Source organism: Phytohabitans aurantiacus, from assembly GCF_027923225.1.
Taxonomy (GTDB): domain Bacteria; phylum Actinomycetota; class Actinomycetes; order Mycobacteriales; family Micromonosporaceae; genus Phytohabitans; species Phytohabitans aurantiacus.
On record NZ_BSDI01000036.1, the window covers coordinates 29360 to 47459 of the forward strand.

At 70.9% G+C, this 18100-nt stretch carries 13 protein-coding genes; 7 read left to right on the forward strand and 6 right to left on the reverse strand.

Translation table 11 applies throughout. The features are described 5' to 3' along the window. Positions 1-42: 42 nt before the first annotated feature. From QMG73_RS30260 to QMG73_RS30270, 3 genes are all read right to left on the reverse strand, one after another. Positions 43-549, reverse strand: a complete 507-nt coding sequence (locus QMG73_RS30260) for a pyridoxamine 5'-phosphate oxidase family protein (protein ID WP_281901328.1) — start codon at positions 547-549, stop codon at positions 43-45. A gap of 919 nt (positions 550-1468) precedes the next feature. Then, complete coding sequence (locus tag QMG73_RS30265; RefSeq protein WP_281901330.1) at positions 1469-1924, reverse strand: GNAT family N-acetyltransferase; 456 nt, start codon at positions 1922-1924, stop codon at positions 1469-1471. Positions 1925-1928: 4 nt separating this feature from the next. Further along, entirely contained in the window at positions 1929-2447 is a 519-nt protein-coding gene (locus tag QMG73_RS30270; RefSeq protein ID WP_281901331.1) for a GNAT family N-acetyltransferase, read from the reverse strand. A 54-nt stretch (positions 2448-2501) separates the two neighbouring features. Between QMG73_RS30270 and QMG73_RS30275 the strand changes: the two genes are divergently transcribed. Both QMG73_RS30275 and QMG73_RS30280 read left to right on the forward strand, forming a co-directional pair. Continuing rightward, positions 2502-3062, forward strand: a complete 561-nt coding sequence (locus tag QMG73_RS30275; RefSeq protein ID WP_281901332.1) for a GNAT family N-acetyltransferase — start codon at positions 2502-2504, stop codon at positions 3060-3062. A gap of 101 nt (positions 3063-3163) precedes the next feature. Next, positions 3164-4288 (forward strand): hypothetical protein, encoded by a 1125-nt coding sequence (locus QMG73_RS30280; protein WP_281901333.1) that lies wholly within the window; start codon positions 3164-3166, stop codon positions 4286-4288. Positions 4289-4611: 323 nt separating this feature from the next. Here the strand turns inward: QMG73_RS30280 and QMG73_RS30285 are convergent, their stop codons facing one another. Next, positions 4612-6204, reverse strand: coding sequence for a DedA family protein (locus QMG73_RS30285; RefSeq protein WP_281901335.1), 1593 nt, complete (start codon positions 6202-6204; stop codon positions 4612-4614). A gap of 143 nt (positions 6205-6347) precedes the next feature. Between QMG73_RS30285 and QMG73_RS30290 the strand changes: the two genes are divergently transcribed. Genes QMG73_RS30290 through QMG73_RS30300 form a run of 3 tightly spaced genes read left to right on the forward strand, consistent with a single transcriptional unit; the run spans position 6348 to position 10790 of the window. Further along, positions 6348-7100 (forward strand): DeoR/GlpR family DNA-binding transcription regulator, encoded by a 753-nt coding sequence (locus tag QMG73_RS30290; RefSeq protein WP_281901336.1) that lies wholly within the window; start codon positions 6348-6350, stop codon positions 7098-7100. Continuing rightward, positions 7097-9799 carry a glycoside hydrolase family 2 TIM barrel-domain containing protein gene (locus QMG73_RS30295; protein ID WP_281901338.1) on the forward strand — a complete coding sequence of 901 codons (2703 nt, stop codon included), beginning with the start codon at positions 7097-7099 and terminating at the stop codon, positions 9797-9799. Before QMG73_RS30290 ends, QMG73_RS30295 begins: the two co-directional genes overlap by 4 nt. Positions 9800-9806: 7 nt before the next feature. Further along, positions 9807-10790, forward strand: a complete 984-nt coding sequence (locus tag QMG73_RS30300) for a glycoside hydrolase family 76 protein (RefSeq protein WP_281901340.1) — start codon at positions 9807-9809, stop codon at positions 10788-10790. Between the two features lie 411 nt (positions 10791-11201). Here QMG73_RS30300 and QMG73_RS30305 read toward each other — a convergent pair whose 3' ends face one another. Together QMG73_RS30305 and QMG73_RS30310 are read right to left on the reverse strand one after the other, a co-directional pair. Further along, positions 11202-14234 carry an alpha-mannosidase gene (locus QMG73_RS30305; protein WP_281901341.1) on the reverse strand — a complete coding sequence of 1011 codons (3033 nt, stop codon included), beginning with the start codon at positions 14232-14234 and terminating at the stop codon, positions 11202-11204. Between the two features lie 31 nt (positions 14235-14265). After that, a complete protein-coding gene (locus QMG73_RS30310; RefSeq protein ID WP_281901343.1) occupies positions 14266-15609 on the reverse strand; it encodes a 6-phospho-beta-glucosidase in 1344 nt (447 codons plus the stop codon). Between the two features lie 200 nt (positions 15610-15809). Here QMG73_RS30310 and QMG73_RS30315 point away from each other — a divergent pair, with 200 nt between their 5' ends. Together QMG73_RS30315 and QMG73_RS30320 are read left to right on the forward strand one after the other, a co-directional pair. Beyond that, positions 15810-16811: a carbohydrate kinase family protein gene (locus QMG73_RS30315; protein WP_281901344.1), complete on the forward strand. Its 1002-nt coding sequence runs from the start codon at positions 15810-15812 to the stop codon at positions 16809-16811. Next, on the forward strand, positions 16808-18100 hold the full coding sequence (locus QMG73_RS30320) for an ABC transporter substrate-binding protein (RefSeq protein ID WP_281901346.1): 1293 nt from the start codon (positions 16808-16810) through the stop codon (positions 18098-18100). The genes QMG73_RS30315 and QMG73_RS30320 overlap by 4 nt, the downstream gene beginning before the upstream one ends.

Below are 18100 nucleotides of genomic sequence, written 5' to 3' on the forward strand. Positions count from 1 at the left end.
CCGCAACCTACAGCGCGGCCGCGAACGTGGTGTAAACGACAGTCAGAACCGGTGACGGGTGTGGCTGAAGCCGCCCTTGCCGAAGGCGAGCACCTTGGCCGGCTTGACCGCGAACACGAGCGCGATGCCGTCCGCGCCCTCAGCGTGGAAAGCACCGTCGCGGACCCGGAACCGCCATCGGCCGTCCCACTTGCGCGCCCACGCCTCCGCCAGCCGGGCGAGCACGGCGTCGTCGGTGACCCGGCGGGCTTCGCCCTCGACGACCACGTCCAGGCCCTCGTCCCACTCGTCGCAGCCGGTGGTCAGGGCGACGTGCGGGTTCTCGCGAATGTTGAGGGCCTTCTGCTGGGCCGCGCCGGTGCAAAAATGCAACGCACCGTCGAGCCATACCGCGACCAGCGGCGTGACGTGCGGCCGCCCGTCCGACCCGACCGTCGAGATCCAGAACATTTCGGCGCTCTCCAGCGCCTCGACCGTCTGCTGCCAGGTGCTGGGCACCGCGTCGGGTTCGCTGAAGCGCGGGTCGAGCGCAGTCGTGGGTTCGTTCACCAGCCGCTCCCTCCGGTCGTCTCGCTTCCACCTTGTCAGAGGTCACCGCCCTCCGCCCGCTCATCGCCGCCCCCCTCGCCCCGTCGCCCGCGCCGCCCCTCGCCACCGCCCTGCCGCCCCAGCACCGCCGCCCCCGCGCCGCACCGCCCTCGCCACCGCCCCGCCGCCCCCGCGCCGCCGCACCGCCGCCCAGGGCGCCCCCTCTCGCCGCCGATCAAGGGCAAATGCACGTGGTTGGATCTCGTTTCCGCGTGCGTTCGCCCTTGATCCATGCAGATCTCAAGAGCCGAAAGAGGTCCCCGGGGGTGTGAGGCGGCGCGCCGTCGCGGCCGGGACCGGCCACCGCGGGTTTGAGGGGTTGGCGGCGGCGTGCCGCCGCGCCGTGCGCGCCGATCAAGGGCATTCGCATGGATCAAGGGCGTATGCACGCGAAAAGAGATCCAACCGCGTGCGTTCGCCCTTGATCGGCGGAAGCGGCGTGGCGACACGCCGTGCCGGGCTGGCCTGGGAGCGGACGCGCGCGGAGAAGAGACCCAACCACGTGCGTTCGCCCTTGATCGGCGGAAGCGGCGTGGCGACACGCCGTGCCGGGCCGGCCTGGGAGCGGACGCGCGCGGAGAAGAGATCCAACCACGTGCGTTCGCCCTTGATCGGCAAGCGGGGCGTGGCCACACGCCGTGCCGGGCCGGGCTGGTAGCGGACGTGCGTGGAAGAGAGATCCAACCACGTGCGTTCGCCCTTGATCGGCGGGAGGCGAGCAAGGCGTGGCGACGCGCTGGTCTTGCGGTGGGTTCCCGGGCTTGATCAAGGAGTGCGGCCCTGGCCGCCGCGATTCACCGTCGCTCTTGGGGACGCGGAGGGTGAGGCCGCGGGAGCAACGGCATGGACCGCGACGGGCATCGCGGTAGCTCGGAATTGTCTATAAGGGTTTCAGCATCACGCGCTGGTCGGCACGCGGGCGGGCCTCGACGAAGCCGTGCCGCCGGTACAGGGTGATGGCTGGCTCGTTGCCGTCGATGACCGCGAGCCGCAGCTCGGCGGCCCCCGCCTGCCGTGCCCACGCCTCGACCGCGCCGATCAGCCGATCCCCCAGTCGTTGCCCCCGAGCGGCCGGGCTGACCCAGACGGACCGCAACTCGAGCACACCGTCGTCGCCGGGTACACCACTCGCCATGCCCACCGGGCGACCATCGATCTCCGCGACGACGTTGTATGTGCCGGGCATCTCCAGTCGCTGGCGCCATCGCCGCTCGCCGCCGGAGTCCCAGTCGTCGAGGCGGGACGTGAACGCGTGCGGCGCGTCGGTGAGCGCCGCCAGCCGGGCGTCGCGCCACAGCGGCCAGTCATCAGCGGTCAGCACGCGAAGATTCACCACCTGGTCATTCTCCACGCAGGTGCCGGGTCAACATCAGCGCGAGGTCGTCGTCGACGCGTACGGGGTCGCCGGGCGGGACGGTGGTGCCGCGATAGGCCACGCCCCGGCCGTCCGGCAGGTAGCCGCGGTTCAGGTACATCAGGTGCGCGGCCGCGTAGTCGGCGTACAGGCCGACGCCGATGCCGGCGGTGCCGCACCGGGTCGCGATGCGCGCCTCGGCTGTGTCCATCAGTATCGAAGCGATCCCCCGGCGTCGGAAGGCCGGGAGCACGTTGAGGTCCTGGATCTCGGGAACGCCCCCGGCGCGGAACGGTGCGTAGTCGCTGGCCCAGCGCACCGTCAGGTAGCCGGCGAACGTCTCGTCGAGCCATCCGACGAACACGTCTCGGGTGCCGGCCGCCTGCTCGTCGAGGTACGTCCGGTACTGGCCGGCGGTCTTGCCCGTCCATCCGATCTCGGCGAACGCACGCGCGATCGGAACCGGGTCGTCGCTGGTGAGTGGGCGGACCTCTGTTCGTGGCACTGTCTCATGGTCGGTGGCGGGCCGGCGCGGCGCGAGCGCATTACGATCGGACCCGTGGTGCGTTCGAGGCCCGTCGAGCCGCCGGCCGCGCCGCTGACCGACGGCGTCGTCACGGTGCGGCCGCGCCGGGTCTCCGATGTCGACGCCATCGCGGCCGCGAGCCGCGACCCCGACACCCGCCGGTGGCTCGACGACGAGCCCATGGACGACGGGGCCCGCCGCACCAGCGTGGCCCGCGTCGACGACGCGTGGAGGACCGGACGTGCGGCTCCGCTCGTGATCGCCGACGCGGAGAGCGACGAGCCCATCGGCCTGGTCAACGTGCAGTTTCACGACGACGAGGTCGCCACGGTGGCGTACAGCGTCTTTCCGGAGCGGCGCGGGCGCGGCATCGCGCCGCGAGCGACGCGCCTGGTCGCGGAGTGGGCGCTGAGTGACCTGGGACTGCGGCAACTGCTGCTGGAGGCGGACCAGGCGAACGCGGCCTCCGTGCGGGTGGCGGAGAAGTGCGGGTTCGAGCGGCTCGACGTGCGCGCTGAGGTCGACGCGCGGGGCGCCGAGCGGACGGTCGTGGTGTTTGGCCTGCGGCGCGGCGCCGGTTTGTCATTTCGGTGATATGCCCTGTCGGGGATGTTATGTCGCCAGGCCAATGATGCGGCTGATCCCGCGACCTACCGTGGCCGGCGAGGTTCACCGGAACGGCAAGGAGGAATCCCGTGGCCACCACCAGGAAACGGGTAACGGTCATCGCGAGCGCCCTGTCGGCGGCCGTCGTGACGATGGCGCTGGTCTACGCGGTCACACCCAGCGAGCCCGCGGCCACCCCGGTTGCAGATACCGTGGACGCCCACGCCTTCCACACCGCCGAACCAACTCCCGAGCAGACCGAGGCCGCGCCGGCCACCAGCGCGCCGGCACCGGCTACGAAAAGCCCCGAGAAGCCGAAAGAGCCCGAGGTCGAACCCACCAATCCGGGCACGCTCACCCGGACGATCCTCCATGGTCCCTACGAGGTACCGGCCGCGGTGGGCGACAAGGACGGACGCAGCCGCGACATCATCGAGCTCGGCGTCGAGACGCCGTGCGGCGATTGCTACATCACGAGCATCAAACCAGACATGGTGTACGCGGACGGTTCGGAGGCCAATGTGGACACCGGCCCGGGATTGCACCACTTCCTGCTGACGAGCCAGTTCCGCTCCGACCCGACCTGCGGTGCAAACCTGCCCAATCCCTCGGTGTTTCTCGGCGAGCGCTTCGCGGCCGCTGGAAACGAACGCACCGAGATCAGGATGCCGCTCGGGTACGGGCTCTACAACGCCGGGCTGCACCGATGGAACATGGCGTCCGACTTCATGAACCACGCCGAGGAGCCGAAGTCGGTATTCATCAAAATCACGTACGAGTACGTGCCGGCGTCGGCGGGAGAGTTGAAGACAGTGCGCCCGGTGTGGCTCGACGTGGCGCCCTGCCGCAGCGTCCGCGACACCTACCAGGTACCGGCCGGCGGCTCCACGCAGACCGCGGACTGGGAGGTCAACGTCCCCGGCCGCGTGATCGGGCTCGGCGGGCACAGCCACAACCGCAGCGTCAACGTCAAGGCCACGAACCTGAGCACCGGCGAGGTCATCTGCGACTCGGTCGTGAGGTACGGGGAGAGCTCGCGGTTCGTGAACATCCACGGTGAGAAGGAGGTTTCGTCGCTGAGCAAGTGCACAGGGACGCCACTGACCACAGTGGAGGAGGGGCAGACGGTCCGCCTGGAGTCGACGTACAAGACGAAGGCGGCCATCCCCGACGCCATGGGCATCATGGTCATGTACGTCGAGCAGGACGGGTAGAAAAAGCTCGCCACACGACGCGAGCCCAACCCACGCCAACCGACGCCGCCCCGGCGGCGACCCGGCGCCGCCCCCGGCGGCGACCCCGGCGCCGACCGACCCCGCCCGCGACGCCGATCAAGGGCGAATGCACGCTGTTGGATCTCTTTTCCGCGTGCATTCGCCCTTGATCCATGCGGATGCCCTTGATCGGCGCCGCAGGACGCGGCGCGCACCGCGCAGGGCGCGGCGACACACCGCCGCCAACCCCCCAAACCCGGCGGCCAGTCCCGGGCCACGACGACCCGCCGCCTCACGCCCCGGCGAAGGCACGCGGAATGAGATCAGAGCACGTGCGTTTGCCCTTGATCGGCCGGCCCGGCGGGCCCGGCAGGGACAGCAGGCCCGGAGGGGACGGCGGGGACACGGACGGCGGGGACGGCAGGCCCGGCGGGGACGGCGGGGACAGCAGGCCCGGCGGGCGCAGCAGGCCCGGCATGCAGAGCCGACCCGGCGCGGAGAGCGGACGCCGCTGGCACGGGCGCTGGCAGCGCAACCCCCGCCGGAGCGGGCGCCGTAGGTGGGGAGCTCGCCCAGATCGCGGCGTTGAACGCCGTCCACGCTATGCCGAGGAGGATGGCGGCCACCGTCTCGCTGACCCGGCTCCAGCCCAGATACACCCACGAGCCGCTGATCACCACGACGACGATCGCGCCCGCCGTCCACCCGGTCACCGCGAACGACCACCGGAGTCGCTGCGTCAGCAGCCAGACGAGAAGCCCGACGGCGGCTGTGAGCTTCGCGGTGTGGGTGGCCGCAATGTCCGCTATCACGCCGAAGGCGGCCCCGGTGGGCAGCGGCCCGCCGTACTCCGCGATCGGCGGAAACATCACCTGCTCCGGCGGACGCCAACCGGCCGGCGCGAGCTGGTCGATGACGACCGCGAACACGATCAACGGGAGCGCCGGCCGGAACGCGGTCAGTGCACCGACGACATCAATCGGCCAGAGTCGCCGCACAGACCACCACCAGCGCACCGAGGAAAGCACCGCGGCCGCACCGATCAGGTGCTCGGGCTCCAGCGTCGTGGCGCACTGAAGCGCGAACAAGTACGTGTCCGAGGCCCACTCCGAGCGCGCCCACTCCGCCACCGACGCATCGACCTCGTCGAGCCCGCTGAACCGCACCGCCACCGGGGTCACGACCACGAGCAACGCCGCGACGCCCGCGAGCACGGCGAGGCTGATCGCGGCGCGAGCCACCGGCCCGAGGTCACCGAGCGGACGCCGTACACGAATCCGACGGCGCACGAACGCGACCGCGGCGCGGACCGGATCGGGGTGGCGGCCGATCCATCCGCCGATCAGGACGAGCGCGACGACGACGCCGGTCAGGGCGGCGAGGGCACCGCCGGCATGGCCGACCCGGCCGGCTACCTGGTCGTACGAGGCGCCGAGCAGGTAGCTGACGCCGGTCAGCCACACGGCCCACAACGCCGCGGCGGGCGCGTGCAGGACCAGGAAGCGCCGGTACGGCATGCCGCTCATCCCCGCGAGCCGCGGCACGAGCGTGCGGGCGACGACCACCCACTGCCCGACGAACACGGCCCGCCCGCCGTACTTCGCCAGCAGCCGGTCGGCCCGCTCCCAGCGCTTGGGGCCGATCCAGCGGCCGAGCCGGTTGGTGCGGGTGCGCGGCCCGAGGCGGCGCCCCGAGTGGTACGCGATATTGCCACCCAGCAACGCGGACGCGACCGCGACGCCGATCGAGGGCGCGATGCCGACGGTGCCGGCGTTCGCGAGCAGGCCGAGGGCGATGAGCGCGGTCGCGGACGGCAGCACCAGGCCGGCGGTCACCGCGACCTCCGCGGTGACAAGCGTCGCGACGAGGAGGTACACCAATATCGGTGGCAGGCTCCCCAGGACGTCCTCGATCATGATCCGAGACGATATGCGGCTCGGACACCGCAACCCAATCGGTGATTATCCCTAGGGCGCAGCGCAAGACCGCTCACAGTCGCGCAACACTTGCTCGGAGTCGAGCGCTGTAATGAGCGAGTGTGACTGCTAGGATCCCTGCCATGCTTGCGCAGCAGCGCCACGACCTGATCCTCCGAAGCCTTCGCGCCGAGGGCCCCGCCGCGGTCCGCGCACTCGCCGAGCGCCTCGGGGTGAGCCAGGCGACCATCCGCCGCGACCTCGTCGCACTCGACCGCGCCGGACGGCTGACCAGGGTGTATGGCGGAGCCGTCTCGGTCGCTGACGCCGACGAGCCGTTCGCCGAGGTCGCGACCGTGCGGGTCGAGGAGAAGGACGCGATCGTCAACCGGTGCGCCGAGCTGATCAAGGACGGCGACACCATCCTGCTCGACATCGGCACCACCGCGCACCGGCTCGCCTACACGCTGCGCGGCCGCGCCCTGACCGTCATCACCAGCAACCTCGCCGTCTACGAGGTCCTCGCCGAAGACCCCGACATCCAGCTCATCCTGCTCGGCGGCGTCGTGCGACGCAGCTACCGCTCGCTGGTCGGGTTCCTCACCGAAGACGCGCTGCGCCAGGTCCGCGCCGACAAGCTCTTCCTGGGTACCAGCGGCGTGCGCGCCGACGGCCAGGTGATGGACACGACGGTCGTCGAGGTCTCGATCAAGCGCGCGATGATCGCCGCCTCCGAGCAGATCATCCTGCTGGCCGACTCCACCAAGTTCCCCGGCACCGGTGTCGCGCGGGTCTGCGGCCCGGACGACCTCAACGTCGTCGTCACCAACGCCGGCGCCGACCGGGCCACCTGCAACACCCTGCGCGACGCCGGCGTCGAGGTAATCGAGGCGTGACGTATTTCGAGGACCGCACGCCCGGCGCCGGCGCGCTGCCGCCATGCGCGGCGACGCGGTCCGACGCGCCGGTCGTGGCGCTCGACGGCGCGTGGCGGTTCCGGCTCGCGCCCCGGGCCGACGAGAGCACCGACGGCTTCGAACGCCCGGACTTCGACGACGGGGGCTGGGACACGCTCGCGGTGCCGTCGCACTGGCAGCTACACGGATACGGCGCACCCGCGTACACCAATGTGGACTTCCCGTTTCCCGTCGACCCGCCGCACGTGCCGGACGAGAACCCGACCGGTGACTACCGGCGCGCCTTCGACCTGCCGCCAGACTGGCCCGACGGTAAGGCGGTGCTCCGCTTCGAGGGCGTCGACTCCTGCTTCCGGGTCTGGCTCAACGGGCGGGAACTCGGCCACGCCAAAGGCAGCCGGCTGACCCACGAGTTCGCCACCGGCAGCGCCCTGCGTCCCGGCCGCAACCTGCTCGCGGTGCGGGTCCATCAGTGGTCCTCCGGCAGCTACCTGGAAGACCAGGACATGTGGTGGCTGTCCGGCATCTTCCGCTCGGTAGCGCTGCCCGCCCGCCCGGCCGGCGGCGTCACCGACCACTTCGTCCACGCCGGGTACGACCACGCGACCGGCGCCGGCACCCTCAGCGTCGAGACCGACGCCGCCGTTCGCATCACGCTGCCCGAACTCGGCCTCCTCGACGCCCCGGCCGCCGGCCCGCACCACTTCCCACGCGTCGAGCCGTGGTCCGCGCAGACGCCCCGCCTTTACGAGGGCATGCTGCACACCGACACCGAGCGGGTGCCACTGCGGGTCGGCTTCCGCACGGTGTCCATCGACGACGGTGTGCTGAAGGTCAACGGCCGGGCGATCCGTTTCCGCGGCGTCAACCGCCACGAATGGCACCCGGAGCACGGCAGGGCCCTCCCGCTAGAGACGATGCGCGACGACGTACTGCTCATGAAGCGCCACAACATCGACGCGGTACGCACCAGCCACTACCCGCCCGACGCGGCGTTCCTCGACCTGTGCGACGAGTACGGACTGTGGGTGGTCGACGAGTGCGACCTGGAGACGCACGGCTTCGGCGAGATGGACTGGCGCGGCAACCCGTCCGATGACCCGCGCTGGAGGGAGGCGCTGCTCGACCGCGTACAGCGCACCGTCGAGCGCGACAAGAACCACCCCAGCGTCATCATGTGGTCGCTGGGCAACGAGTCCGGCACCGGCGCCAACCTCGCCGCCATGGCGGACTGGGTGCACGCCCGCGATCCGGAACGACCGGTGCACTACGAGGGCGACTGGGCCGACAACCGGTACGCCGACGTCTTCAGCCGGATGTACGCCAGTCACGCCGACGTCGACGCGATCGGACGCCGTGCCGAGCCTTCGACCGAGGACCCGGCCGCGGACGCGCACCGCCGGTCCCTGCCATTCATCCTGTGCGAGTACGCCCACGCGATGGGCAACGGGCCGGGCGGGCTGAGCGAGTACGAAAAGCTGTTCGACGCGTACGAACGGTGCCAGGGCGGCTTCGTCTGGGAGTGGATCGACCACGGCACCCGGCGCGTGGAGCCAGATGGCACGGTCTGGTACGCGTACGGCGGCGAGTTCGGCGAGGCAGTCCATGATGGACACTTCGTCATCGACGGCCTCGTGTTCCCGGACCGCACCCCGTCGCCCGGGCTGGTCGAATACAAGAAGGTCGTCGAGCCGGTGCGGATAGCGATCGGTGACGCGGTCACGGTCACCAACCGCCGGGACCACACCGACACCTCAGACCTGCGGTTCGTATGGACGGTCGAAGACGAGGGTGCACCGGTCGCCGGCGGTGAGCTCGACGTGCCCGCGGTCGCGGCCCGGGATACGACCGAGGTCCCGCTGCCCGACCTCACCGGGCTAGCGGCGGCCACCGGCGAGCGGTGGCTGACGGTCCGCGCTGTGCTGGCGGCCGAGGCGCCCTGGGCTCCCGCGGGCCACGAGGTCGCGTGGGGCCAGGGGCGGCTCGCCGCGCCCCAGCGCCAGCGGGCGATCGGCACGCGCGGCCTGGAGTTCGGCGAGTTCGACCCGCGTACCGGTGCGCTGCTGAGCCTCGCCGGATATCCGGTCGAGTCGCCACGGCTGGACCTGTGGCGGGCACCGACCGACAACGACCGACCGGAAAACGACTTCCCCTTCGACGGCGACTGGTCGCGCTGGAGCTGGCGCCGGGCCGGTCTGCACCGGCTGCGTCACCGGTTGGTCGAGGCGACCACTGTGGACGGTGGTGTCACCGTACGCACGCGGGTCGGCACGGCGGCCACCGACTTCGCGTTCGCCGTCACGTACCCGGACAGCCGCGCCGCCGCACGGGTCGGCCGCTTCATCCGCACCGCCGAAGAGATGCAGACCCCGTACGTATACCCGCAGGAGAACGGCGCCCGGGTCGACGTGCGCTGGGCGTCGCTCACCGGCACCGGCGGCCGGGGCATCCGGATCAGCGGCGACCCGATGTTCGTCCTGACGGCACGGCGGTGGACCACCGAAGACCTCGACACCGCCCAGCACGCCCACCACCTGCGCCCCCGCGACCGGATTTTCCTCAACCTCGACGCCGCTCACCACGGCATCGGGTCGGCCTCGTGCGGGCCGGGCGTCCTCCCCCAGCACCAGCTCCATCCAGGGCCGTTCGCGTTCGGCTTGACCTTCGACACCGTGTAGGTACGACATGCACTTTGGACCAGCCGCCCGGGCGGCCGTCGACGCGATGATGGGCTTCTACGACCGGACGACCGGCCGGTGGGAGTCCGAGCGCCCATGGTGGCAGTCGGGCAACGCGCTGCAGGCGCTGCTGGACTACATGCTGCGCAGCGGCGACACCGAATACCTGTGGGTGCTCGACCACACCGTCGAGATCCAGCGGAAGTCGTACATGGACGGTGAGTTCCGCTCCGACTCCACAGACGACACCGCGTGGTGGGCCCTGGCGATGGTCCGCGCGTACGACCTGACGGGGCAGGGCCGCTATCTTCAGATCGCGCGCACCGGCTGCGAATGGATCGGCCAATACTGGGACAGCACCTGCGGGGGCGGCGTCTGGTGGGACGTGCCGCAGCGCACGTACAAGAACGCGATCAGCAACGAGCTGTACCTGAAACTGCTCGCCTCGTTGCACAACCGGATCCCCGGGGCGATCGACGAGTTGGAGCGCGCGCTGGAGACGTGGCGCTGGTTCGACGCCAGCGGCATGCTCAACGACGAGTGGCTCGTCAACGACGGTCTGAAGGATTGCGTCAACAATGGCGGCGAGACCTGGACGTACAATCAGGGTGTCATCCTCGGTGCACTCATCGAGTTGCACCGAGCCACTGGCGACGACAGCCTCCTAGCGGTAGCTCGGCGCATTGCGACAGCGACCACCACAAGCGCGTACCTCTCCCCCGCCGGCATCCTGACCGAGCCGAGCGAAAAGGTAGGCGCCGACCCCGACGCGCCGTCGTTCAAGGGCATCTTCGTCCGCAACCTCGACGAGCTCGACCGCTACCTGCCCGACCGCCCGTACCAGTCCTACCTCGCGTGCCAGGCCGACTCGCTGCTGGCCAACGCCGGCGACGGCGAGCACCGCTACGGCATCCACTGGGCCGGCCCGTTCGACAAGGCCGACACCGCCCGCCAGGCGTCGGCGGTAGATCTCCTCACGGCCGTGCTCTAAAAGATTCGGGATCAGAGCTACCGCGACGTGCGTCGTGGTCCAGACCGTCGCTCCCGCGGCCTCACCCTCCGCGCTCCCACAACCATCCCGGCAGCGCCGGTTCGGACCGCGCGTTGCTCCGCGGCCTTGCGAAGCGCCGCAACGCGCAACCCAGCGACGCCGATCAAGGCCATCCGCATCGATCAAGGGCGAACGCACGCGGAAAAGCGATCAAACCACGTGCGTTCGCCCTTGATCGACGGGAGGGGCGGACGCGCGGGCGGCGCGCTGCGAGCGGCGCGGGCGGGCGCGCGACGCGGCGCGAGCGGCGCGGGCGAGCCCGAGCGGCGCGGGCGCGCGGGAGCGGGCGCGCGGGAGCGGGCGCGCGGGAGCGGGCGCGCGGCGCGGGTGGGAGCGGGCGCGAGGGGGGTGTTACGGGTGGGTTAGGCGGAGGGTTTGGATTTGGAATGGGCGGAGCACTAGGTGGGCTGGGTTGATGGGTGGCTGTGGGAGTGGGCGTTCCAGCAGGTCTACCGCGGTCACTGACGTCGGCTCGAAGCCGAAGTGAATGGCCGTCGTCGTGCGGGTGCCGGTTGACTCGTACAAGCGGACTATGACGTCGCCGGATCTGTCGTCGGCCAGCTTCACGGCCTCGACTACCACCGCGGGATTGTCCACTGTCACCAGGGGCGCGGGCGGTACTGCGTCGCCGCCGGCTACGACGCGGAGCGGGAGGTTCAACGCGTAGCCCTCCGCCACGGCGTCCACTATGGAGGCGCCGGGTAGTAGGGCGTACGTGAAGCGGTGGTGGCCCTGGTCGGTGTCCGGGTCGGGGAATCGGGGTGCCCGCACGAGGCTGAGCCGCACCGTCGTCGTGGTGCCGCCGTCGTCGCGGGTGGTCCGGGTGACGTCGTGCCCGTACGTGGAGTCGTTGAGCACCGCCACGCCGTAGCCGGGCTCGGCCACGTGGGTCCACCGGTGGGCGTACACCTCGAAGCGGGCAGAGTCCCAGCTCGTGTTGGCGTGCGTCGGCCGGTATACGTGCCCGAACTGGATCTCGGAGGCCGAGCGGTCGGCGTGCACGTCGATCGGGAACGCCGCCTTGAGGATTTTCTCGGTCTCGTGCCAGTCGACGTCGGTCTCGACCTCGACCCGGCGGCTGCCGGCCCGCACGCGGATGGTCTGGGTGACCCGCGACGCGCCGAACGAACGGGCCACCCGGATCGCGCCGACCAGCGGTCCACTGTCGACGACGGTCACCGAGCTGGCCTCGGTCAGGTCGACCCGCTGCCGGCGGTAGTGCGCGTCGATGTCCCACGCGTCCCACTCGTTGGGCAGGTCGGGGTGGAGCTGGAGGAGGTTGCCGGGGCGGCCGGGCGCCAGCACCTCGCGGTCGGCGGTCAGGTCGCGCACCGACGACAGTAGCCCGTTGTCGTCGACGGTGACGCGGACGAGTCCGTTGTCGAGCACGAGACCGTCGACCGCCACCGGAGACGGCGGGTCCACAGGAGACAGTGGGGCCGCGCCGAGAGCGGGTACCTCGACGAAGACCGGACCGTCCGCAGCGTCGACGACCTCGGCGCGCGCGTGCGGGGCGGCGTTGAAGACGGTGCCGTCACCCGCGAGGGCCGCCGTCGCGCAGCCGATGATGTGGCGCAGCTCGTCGGCCACCTGGGCGTACGTGGCCTCGGCTTCCCGATGCACCCATGCGATCGAGCTGCCCGGCAGGATGTCGTGGAACTGGTGGAGCAGCACGACCTTCCAGAGCCGGTCGAGCGCCTCGTACGGGTATGCGAAGCCGGTGTGCACGGCGGCGGTGGCGGCCCACAGCTCGGCCTCGCGCAGCAAATGCTCGCTGCGGCGGTTGCCGGACTTGGTGCGCGCCTGGCTGGTGTAGGTGGCGCGGTGCAGTTCCAGGTACAGCTCACCGGACCAGACGGGCGCGTTCGGGTACTCGGCCTCGGCGGCACGGAAGAAGTCGGCCGGCTTCTCGATGACGACCCGGGCGGAGCCTTCGAGGTCGCGCAGCCGGCGTGCGGTCTCCAGCATCTCCCGGGTGGGCCCGCCACCGCCGTCGCCCCATCCGAACGGCACCAGGGACCGGGTGCCGGCGCCCTTCTCGGCGTAGTTGGCGACCGCGTGCGCGACCTCCTGTCCACTGAGGTCGGAGTTGTACGTGTCGACGGGCGGGAAGTGGGTGAAGACCCGGGTACCGTCGATGCCCTCCCAACGGAAGGTGTGGTGCGGCAGCTTGTTCGTTTGGTTCCACGACAGCTTCTGAGTCAGGAACCAGCGGATGCCGGCGAGCCGGGCGATCTGCGGAAACGCCGCCGTGTAGCCGAACGAGTCGGGCAGCCAGATCTCCTCGCACTCCACACCGAACTCGTCCATGAAGAACCGCTTGCCGTGGACGAGTTGCCGGGCCAGGGCCTCGCCGCCGGGCAGGTTGGCGTCGGACTCGACCCACATGCCGCCGACCGGCGCCCACTGTCCCGCCTTGACCGCCTCGACGATCCGCTGGAACACGGCCGGCTGGTGCGCCTTGACCCACGCGTACTGCTGCGCCTGCGAGCCGGCGAAGACGAACTCCGGGTACTCGGCCGCGAGCGCGGTCACGTTGGCGAACGTGCGCGACGACTTGCGGATGGTCTCCCGTTGCGGCCAGAGCCAGGCGCTGTCGATGTGCGCGTGCCCGACCGCGTGGAGCGTGTGCGCGCTGGCGTGCGCGGGGCTGGCGAGCGCCGGGGCGAGCTGGGCGCGGGCGGCCGTGGCGGTGCCGGCGACGTCCTGCGCGTCGATCGCGTCCGCGGCGCGCTCCAGGGCCCGCAGGATCTCGTGCCGGCGCGGGTCGCTTGTGGACAGTTCGGCCATGAGGCCGGCGAGCACCTCCATGTCGAGGGCGAGGTGCCACGCCTCCTCGTCCAGTACGGCCAGGTCCATGAAGACCAGGCGGTACAGCGGTTCCTGGCCCGCCGTGGCCTTGTCGCCCAGCGGTGTGGGGCGGAAGCCGTGCACCATGACGTCGGGGTTGGCGGCCGCCTCGACGAGCAGCGACACCTCCTCGCCGCCCTGTGCCGGGTTCGCGATCGGCACGTACGTGTTGCGGGGCGCGACACCCTTGATGGGCGTGCCCGCGGCGTCGTACACGAGCGCCTCGGCCTGGAAACCGGGGCCGGCGCCGCTGAAGCCGAGGTCGAACACCGCCTCGACGCGCCGCCCGGCCCACTCCCGCGGCACGGTGCCGCGTACCCGGAACCACGCGGTCGACCACGGCCTGCCCCAGGGCTCGCCGACGGCCGCCGGCCGGTACTCCGCCGCCAGCGCCTCGGAGACCGGCACCGGCTCGTCCGGCACCTGCCAGACCTCGACGGCGAGGGGCACCCGCGCGGCGTACTTGGCCGTCAGGACGCGTTCGCGGTAGAGCCGGTCGACGCGGCGCTCGACGTGAAGGCGGTCATCGTGCACGGAACAGGCCCTTCTAGCGGAGGTACGACAACTAGCGGAGGTACGACAACTGCGGGAAGTGGTCCACGTACGCGTCTAGCATCCGCCGCGCGACCGTGACCGAGCCGACGAGCGGGTGCAGCGCGAGCGCCTTGTGCGCGGCGCGGCGCGAACCCTGTAGCGCGGCCTCGATGGTGGCCCGCTCGACCGCCTTGACGCTGCCGACGAGGCCGGCGGCGTGCGCGGGCAACTGGTTGATGACGACCTGGTGCGGGCCGTTGGCGTCGACCACGCACGGCACCTCGACGACCGCGTCGGCGTCCACGATGGACAGCGCCGATCGGTTGCGCACGTTGAGGATGAGCATGGTGCGCTCGTCGCGGGCGACGGCCCGCATGATCGAGAGCGCGACCTGTTCATACCCGCCGGACTCCATGTCGTCGGAGTCGCGGTCGCCCGCGCCGGCGATGTCGCGGGTGTCGGCCATGTAGGTGGCCTCGCGTTCGGCGCGGGTGCGCCGCCACGCGTCCAGCGCCGTGCCGGCGTCGCGCTGGGTCTCCGCGTAGAAGTCGTGCTGCTGGCGCAGCAGGAACGCGCCGCGCGTCTGGGTCGCGGTGCGCGCGGCCTGCACCGCCTCGTGCGCGTAGTAGTAGTAATAGAGGTACTCGTTGGGGATCGCGCCGAGCGTGCGCAGCCAGTCCGCCCCGAAGAGCTTGCCCTCCTCGAAGGAGCCGAGCGCCTCCGGGTTGTCGAGCAGGCGCGGCAGGTGGTCGCGCCCCTCGACGTACACGCCGCGCAGCCAGCCGAGGTGGTTGAGGCCGGCGTAGTCGAACCGGGCGGTGGCCGGGTCGATGCCGAGCAGCTTGGCCACCCGCCGGGTCAGCCCCACCGGCGAGTCGCAGATGCCGATGACCCGGTCGCCCAGGTGAGCGGCCATGGCCTCGGTGACAAGGCCCGCCGGGTTGGTGAAGTTGATCGTCCAGGCGTTCGGGGCCAGCTCCGCGATCAGCCGCGCCACCTCGATCGCCACGGGCACGGTACGCAGGCCGTAGGAGATTCCTCCCGCGCCGACCGTTTCCTGCCCGAGTACGCCCAGGTCCAGCGCGACCCGCTCGTCGATGACCCGCCCCTCCAGGCCACCGACCCGGATCGCGGAGAACACGAAGTCGGCGCCGATCAGAGCCTCTTTCAGGTCGGTCGTCACCGAGACGCCAATAGCGACGCCGGGTTCGAGCGCCGCCTGCTGGTCGAGTACGTGCCGGATCGCGGTCAGCCTGTTGAGGTCGACGTCGTACAGCACGAGGTCGGTCACCCGCGGCTCGCCGCGCTCCGCGAGCAGGGCCCGGTGGATGAGGGGTACCCGGAACCCCCCACCCCCGAGGATCACCAGTTTCACGTTTTGGTCACCTCCGCGGCTCCGGCGTCAGATCGTTGAACGTCTGACCACCGCTGAACTGGGCTGGATCGTATCAGCCAAACTCGCGCATGGCGATGACTGACTTTGAACAGGTATTGCCATCACAGCTACAAGGGGTGCACACTCATGCGCAATGTTGGACGGTCCGCCGCGCAGGTCACGCAGGAAGGAGGCGAAGCATGAGCGAGCGCACACCGGATGTCTTCCTGTCCGGCCTGCTCTTCGCCGACATCGTCTTCTCCGGCATGACCAAGCCGCCTACGCTCGGCACCGAGACCTGGACGCGCGGCATGGACTCCGGCCCTGGCGGGATCGCCAACTTCGCTGTCGCGCTGCGCCGGCTCGGCCTGCGGACCGGGCTGGCCGCGGCGTTCGGTGCCGACATGCTCGGCGACTACTGCTGGGCCGAGCTGGCGGGGCGCGAGGGCGTCGACCTGACCCGATCCCGCCGGTTCCCCGGCTGGCGCACGCCGGTGACGGTGGCGCTCGCGTACGACAACGACCGCGCACTTGTCACGCACGGGCAGCCGCCCCCGCTCTCCCCCGACGACCTCGTCGGCCAACCACCGGCGAGCCGCGCGGCAGCGGTACACCTTGGAGAGGAGCCGCAAAGCTGGCTGTCCCGCGCGCAGGCCCAGGAGACGCTGGTCTTCGCTGATCTTGGTTGGGATCCGTCCGGCGCCTGGGCGCCGGAGACGCTCGAACAGCTCTCGCACTGCCACGCGTTCCTACCCAACGCGGGCGAGGCCATGCGGTACACGGCGACCGACTCCCCCGACGCGGCGCTCGCCCGCCTCGCGGACCTGGTGCCGGTGGCGGTCGTGACGCTCGGCCCCGACGGCGCGCTCGCGGTCGACAACACCACCGGCGAGTCCGCCGCGGTGGCCGGCCTGCGCGTGCCCGCGCTCGACCCGACCGGCGCCGGCGACGTGTTCGGCGCCGCCTTCATCTTCGCCACCCTCGCGGGTCGCCCGCTGGCCGAACGCCTGCGGTTCGCGAACCTCGCCGCGGCGCTGTCCGTGCAGCGGCTCGGCGGGGCGATGGCCGCGCCGAGCTGGGCGGACATCGCCGAGTGGTGGCGCACGACCAGGGCCGGCGACCCCGACCTGAGTCATGAGTACGGCTTCCTTGGTGACTGGATTTCTGAGAACGTGACTTTTGAAGGGTGGGACAACCCATGACAATCTCCCGCAGACGGCTGCTGCAGGCGGGCCTGTTCACCGTGGCCACCGCGGCCGTCGGCGCCTCCGCGGCGTGCGGCGGCGACGACGAGTCGGGCAGCACGGGCGGCGACAGCAAGGACCTGTCGCTCTGGTACTGGTCGGGCGGCCTGAGCGAGAAGGTGGTCGCCGATGTCTCCACGCAGTTCTCCGACATCACGTTCAAGGCGACCCAGGTGGGTGGCAGCTTCAAGGACAAGCTGGTCACCACGATCACGAGCCGCCAGTTCATGCCCGACATCACCGGCATCAAGGGCGAGGACATCGCGTACTTCATGGGCCAGGCCGGCCAGTTCCTCGACCTCAACGAGCTGGGCGCGGGCGACCTGAAGAGCCAGTACCTCGAGTGGAAGTGGAAGCAGGGCAGCACCCCCGACGGCAAGCTCATCGGCTTCCCCATCGACATCGGGCCGACCGCGCTGTTCTACCGCGCCGACATCTTCAAGAAGGCCGGCCTGCCCTCCGAGGTGGCCGACGTGACCGCCGCGATGTCCACATGGGACGCGTTCTTCGACAACGGCGCGAAGCTCAAGAAGGCGCTGCCGGGCACGTTCATGGTCGGCGAGGCGGTCGAGGTGTACGACATGGCCGTCGGGCAGTCCACCAAGCGGTACGCCGACGCGGACAAGAAGTTCATCGGCGACCAGGAGCACATCCGTCGGGCGTGGGACCTCGCCACCAAGGCGGTCCAGCTGGGCATCAGCTTCAAGGTGGCGAGCGGCGGCCAGGACGCGAACGCCGCCTGGAACCAGGGCACGCTGCCCGCCAAGCTCGGCGCGGCCTGGGTCGCCGGCGACATCAAGTCGGCGGCCGAGAAGACCTCCGGCAACTGGCGGATCGCGCCGATGCCGGACGGCCCCGCGAACCAGGGCGGCTCGTTCCTGTCGATCCCGAAGAGCTCGGGCAACCCGAAGAAGGCGTTCGAAATCATCACGTGGCTGCTGAACGCGGACAACCAGGCGCGCGGTTACACCGACGCGGGCCTGTTCCCGGCCGCGCCGGCCGCGTACAAGATGTCCGCGCTCACCTCGCCGGACGAGTTCTTCGGCGGGCAGGTCACGATCGACGTGCTGGGCGCCGCCGCGGAGAAGATCCCGATCGCGTACGAGAGCGAGTACGACAGCGTGCTGCGCGAGCCGTTCGCGGCCGAGCTGAGCAACGTGGAGACGAAGGGCAAGGACCCGGAGGCCGCGTGGAACGACGCCGTGTCAGCGGCGAAGAAGGCCGGGGAACGGGTGGGAGTCTCCTGA